Origin of the sequence: Daejeonella sp. (assembly GCF_046590655.1) — a bacterium.
Lineage (GTDB): Bacteria > Bacteroidota > Bacteroidia > Sphingobacteriales > Sphingobacteriaceae > Daejeonella.
Genome location: NZ_JBKJUM010000097.1, coordinates 1 through 5,330, shown reverse-complemented (window position 1 = coordinate 5,330; position 5,330 = coordinate 1). Strand labels below are relative to the sequence as shown.

Sequence of the window (5,330 nt, the reverse complement as noted above, 5' to 3'; positions counted from 1 at the left end):
CGCGAGATCCATTGCGAGAGGGAGTCTTTTTCCTATGATATCTAATCAGAAATTAAACAGCTATTTGAAAGAGGTAGCAGAGTTATGCGGAATTAAAAAGAACCTGACTTTTCATTTACGTTTGCTACGTCAGTTACGCTTTCTAACGGGGTTCCGATTGAGACGGTAAGTAAGATGCTGGGGCATACAACCATCCGAACTACACAGATCTACGCGAAGGTAGTGGAGCAAAAGGTAAGTCAGGATACGACTAAGCTTCGAGATTTAATCGGAATAAAAGCGCCAACGGCACTGCTTAACCCTAATCAAAAAGTATTTGGTCCTGTTTTCCCCGAAAATGGGGATAAATTACTGACGCGCAATCATTAAATGATTAAAGCTTTGTTTTTATCACCCTGATTTTAAAAAAGTATTGTATAGCTTTTGGAAATCTTTCCCTGTGCACTACTCAAAACAGGATTATTATCGAATCAACTCCTCCTTTTAAAACAAAAATTGTTGTGAATTGTACAAATGGGTATTGCCCATCCTTGACGTTAACCTTTCAAACTTTACTAACCCATTATGCAGAGTTTAAAAAGCTCATTAAAACAGTAGGTTTGACTAAAAATAAAGCGGGATAAATAACCGCTTAGACCTCAATAATTACCTTCAATACGAGGAAAGAAAGCAAATTAGCGAAAGTTTGTTTTTTAATTTTTGTTGATTTTGCCAACGAAAGAAATGAAATATGGAAACTCCTGATTATAACGCTTTATTCGATAATTCCCCTGAGTTATTATTAATTATTGATAAAGATCTTACGATCATTTCTGCTACGCAAGCTTATTTGAAAGCTGTTAATAAATTAAACGAAGCCATTTCAGGTAAAAATATTTTTGATGCGTTGACTAATCCTGCTAATGACACGGTTGCCGGTAGCATCGATGACATAAAGGCTTCTTTAAAACGTGTACTGCAACATAAAACTACCGACACGTTGAGCATCCCTGTTTATACCACAGATAAACCTGAAGTAGATATTAACCAAAAGCGTTACCGCATTACGCACTCACCCACTCTAGACAAATCCGGCAATATAAAATACATCACACAACGGCTTGAAGATATAACAGAAGTAGAAACATTAAAATCCCGGCTCGAACTAAAAACAAACTCTTTAGAACAGATTTCCGTCAGCGAGAAGCTGTTTTACATGATGCTGATGAATTCCCCATTCGCATTTTGTATCATGAAGGGTGAAGACCTGGTGATTACCTTTGCCAATAACCTGATGAAAGATTTTTGGGGGAAAGGCAGGGATGTGGAAGGCAAAACATTGCTCCAGGTGCTACCTGAAGTAAAAGATCAACCATTTCCGGGAATGATACTGTCGGTTTTAAAAACAGGTACGCCCCTTTATGCGAATGAAATACTGGCCCGGCTACAGTATAATGGTATATTGGAAGACCGGTATTTTAATATTATTTACCAGCCTTATCACGAAGAAGATGGGGCTATTTCCGGCGTTACCACCACCGCTTTCGAAGTAACAGAAATGGTGCTTGCCCGCAAAAGAATTGAAGAAAGTGAAGAACGATTCCGCAACCTCGTAGAGAAGTTCCCTTCCCCCGTCTGTATTTTAAAAGGTGAAGATATGGTGCTAAAGGTGGCTAATGAGGCAGCATTCAAGATTTGGAATGTAGATAAAGGAGCGCTTGGTAAGCCATTCCTTGAGATCATCCCCGAAATGAAAGGCCAGCCTTTCATGGGATACCTACTGGATGTTTATGGTAATGGCGTTACACATTACGGAACAGAGGAGCCAGCTTATTTCATCCGTGAAGACGGAAAGCCGGAAACCATTTATTTCAATTTTGTATATCAACCTTACCGGGAAGACGATGGAATTATTACCGGGGTAATGGTTTCGGCTACTGACGTCACCGTGCAGGTAACATCCCGCAAAAAAATAGAAGAAAGCGAACATCGTTATCGGGAAATGATATTTTCCTCCCCATCATTGATAGCTATTTTAAAAGGGAAAGAAATGATTATCGATATCGCTAACGATGCGATATTAGAAACCTGGGGAAAAGGAAAAAATGTGAGCGGGAAGCCATTGTTAGCCGTTTTGCCAGAACTGGTTGGGCATGGGTTTGACGAATTATTTCATAAGGTTTATACAACCGGGCAACCCCATTTTGCTTACGAAATGCCGGTTTATCTGGTTCGTAACGGTCAAAAGGAATTATCCTACTATACCTTTATCTATCAGGCGCAACGAGATACCGAGGGTACTATAACTGGCGTGGCGGTTATCGGCAGAGAAGTAACCCCAGAGGCACAATTAAATCAGAAGATAAAAGGAAGTGAAGAGCAGTTTCGGCGTTTGGTGATGCAAGCACCTGTCGCAATCTGCGTATTACGTGGAGAAGATTATGTAATTGAAACCATTAACGAGCCCATGATCGAAATGTGGGACAGAACGATGGAAGAAGCACTAAACAAGCCCGCGTTTGATGTGCTTACAGAATTTCGTGACCAGGGGTTAAAACAACTATTGGATCAGGTTTACCAAACCGGCGAAAATATAGTAATCAACGAGCTTCCGCTTAGCATTAAGCGCAACGGAGCCTTAACCGATATTTTTGTCAAGTTCGTATATGAGCCCTTACGGGAAGCTGATGGAACTATAAGCGGCGTAATGGCTTTGGCGCACGAAATTACAGATCAGGTCATTGCCCGAAAAAAAATTGAAGCACAAGCGTTGATGCATCAGGATATGCTTATGACCGCTCCAGGTTTTGTATGTACCCTGGTAGGGCCTACCCATATTTACACTTTGGTAAATGATCAGTACCAGATGTTATTTGGAAAGCGCAAAATTAAAGGCAAGCCCATTATGGTTGCACTGCCCGAATTGGAGGGGCAGGGTTTTGACACGTTACTTGATAAAGTTTATACAACCGGTGAAACTTATGTAGGCTTTGATATACCGATTACCCTGGCCCGCGATGAAAATTTGGCTCCGGAAGTGTGCTATTTCAACTTCAGTTATCAGCCCATGTATGACGAAAATAAGCAGATATACTCTATTTTAGTTTTTGGCTATGAAGTTACAGAAATCGTAATTGCAAAAAAGAGAATTGAAGAGAAGGAAAGGCTTTTTAGGCAGCTCTTAGATACTATGCCCCAAATAGCCTGGACAAGTACAGTTGACGGAAAAATAACTTTTTACAATCAGCGATGGTATGACTATACCGGATTGGATCAGGAACAAACCAATCGACTGGGATTTAAGAATGTAATTAATCCCAATGATTTACGACTGGCTGTAGAAAATTATCGCTCAATCTGTGAAACTAACGAAGGCGGTGACTTTCAAATCCTGGGTAAAGGTGCAGACGGATCTTATAGATGGCATTTAATTCGTTTAACGCCAATAAAAAATGATAAGGGTGAAGCACAATTATGGATAGGTACTGCAACGGATATACAAGAGCTTAAAATACTGCAACAACAGAAAGATGATTTTATCAGTATTGCCAGCCATGAGCTTAAAACTCCTGTAACCAGCCTAAAAGCTTCTCTGCAATTGCTGAACAGAATAAAGGATAACCCATCTAATATCATGTTTTCTAAACTTATCGAACAAGCTAATAAAAGTTTAGATAAAGTTAGTGTACTCATGGATGATCTGTTGAATGCAAGCGTTGCAAATGAAGGGCAACTTCACATCAAAAAGCAATCAATCAACTTGTATAAAGTGATAGAAGAGTGCTGCCCTCACGTTCGTGTCGAGGGCATTTATACCATCATCACGGAAGGGGACATGAATGTCGAGGTTTATGCTGATCCTATGAGAATTGATCAGGTAGTGAGCAATTTTGTTAATAATGCCATAAAATATGCCTCTGGTTCAAAAGTGATAAGGATTTTTATCGAGAAAGTAAGTGATATGGCTAAAGTATCGATAGTAGATACAGGGACGGGTATCTCACCAGATAAATTACTTCATTTATTTGATCGTTTTTACAGGGTGGATAGTAGTGGGAGTCAATATTCCGGCTTGGGTCTTGGATTGTATATTTCTGCAGAAATTATTAAAAAACACAATGGTAATATTGGGGTGGACAGCGAATTGGGCAAAGGAAGTACGTTTTGGTTTACCTTACCATTAGCCTGAATCGAGTTTTAAAAAGCAATACGATGTCGCGTTCAGACATGAATCAAGTTCCGTTCTACGAAAGGTAAGTATTGAGGTTTAATACCTCTCCTGCAAACCATATCAATTTTATGTCTGAAGTGATCTTCAAACTCATGGGCCAGTCGTATGTAATCAAACCCATCTATGCGACCGTCAAAATCTACAAGGATGTCAATATCACTTTGCTCATCATAATCTCCCCTTGCCTAAGAACCAAACAATCCCAATTCTGAAATAGGGCATTTTACTGATAAGGCAGGTTTATTTTTCTTTAGTATCGTTATGATCTTATCTCTTGTATACATAATCTTATTTAACAGCTAGCTATTAACAAAGTTAACAATCTCGTATTAGTTATAGGTTCCGGAATAATATTTCCAAAAAGGCCAAAATCCATTCCACCACCTCCGCAAATTTAGCCACGCCGGTCAGGTGTAAATGCTATACAGAGCAGGCGGTTTTGGTTGTTTTTATTGGCTGCCCGGTCTTGACACCCGCCCGGCTATCCGCTTTTTGGTGCCTACGCTATGAAATGGGCAGGACTGGAAAATGATACCATCACGGGAATGATCTGTTAAGCCACAAAACGCATAAGAAGGAAAATTGCTCAAGTGAATGTGGAATAAATAGATAACGCGACGGGACATGTGCGTTTATGCCGAAAAAGCTCTTGAACGGCTTTTCTTCGCAGGTTAGCTTTGCTGTTGCAGATCATTATCTGATCTAGCCGTTTAGGTAGTTCCTTTTAGTTTGATATTGCATCAGGTAACCTCTTTTGGCCGGTTCATTTAGGAATGACCGGGAGATCAGGGTTTCTACCTGCTCCTGTTTAACAAGAAAAGGCACCAACAATTTGTCTATCCTTTTGGGCTGCACGCCAATCCGTCTGCCAAACTCTCTGAAATCTTCTGCCGAGGCATGGCCTTTATTCTTCCAGGCACCGGACTGTAATTTATCGGCGAATAAATCAGTCAGGGCAAAATCTGTATCGTCTATATGCAGCCGGGTATTGATCAGGTCATAGGCCGGACTTAATAAATAATCGCCGGATCCGCTTTCGAGTAAAGCGAAGTTTTTGAGATGCGCATCGCCATTTGAAAAAAGATAGTTAAATAAGACCATAACGAAATATTTCTCTATC

Annotated in this window: 2 protein-coding genes and 2 pseudogenes; 2 read left to right on the top strand and 2 right to left on the bottom strand. The window is 40.2% G+C overall.

Annotated elements, in window-relative coordinates; genetic code table 11:
* Positions 1–369 (top strand): annotated as a pseudogene (locus ACLL8Z_RS09485) (tyrosine-type recombinase/integrase); the annotation flags it as partial.
* Positions 370–730: 361 nt separating this feature from the next.
* Positions 731–4,168, top strand: coding sequence for a PAS domain-containing protein (locus tag ACLL8Z_RS09480; protein WP_411274538.1), 3,438 nt, complete (start codon positions 731–733; stop codon positions 4,166–4,168).
* Positions 4,169–4,200: 32 nt separating this feature from the next.
* Here the strand turns inward: ACLL8Z_RS09480 and ACLL8Z_RS09475 are convergent.
* Both ACLL8Z_RS09475 and ACLL8Z_RS09470 read right to left on the bottom strand, forming a co-directional pair.
* Positions 4,201–4,383: pseudogene (locus ACLL8Z_RS09475) on the bottom strand (nucleotidyltransferase family protein); the annotation flags it as partial.
* 529 nt (positions 4,384–4,912) lie between these two features.
* Positions 4,913–5,330, bottom strand: a 418-nt coding sequence (locus tag ACLL8Z_RS09470) for a HipA domain-containing protein (RefSeq protein ID WP_411274537.1), incomplete at its 5' end; no start/stop codon positions are given.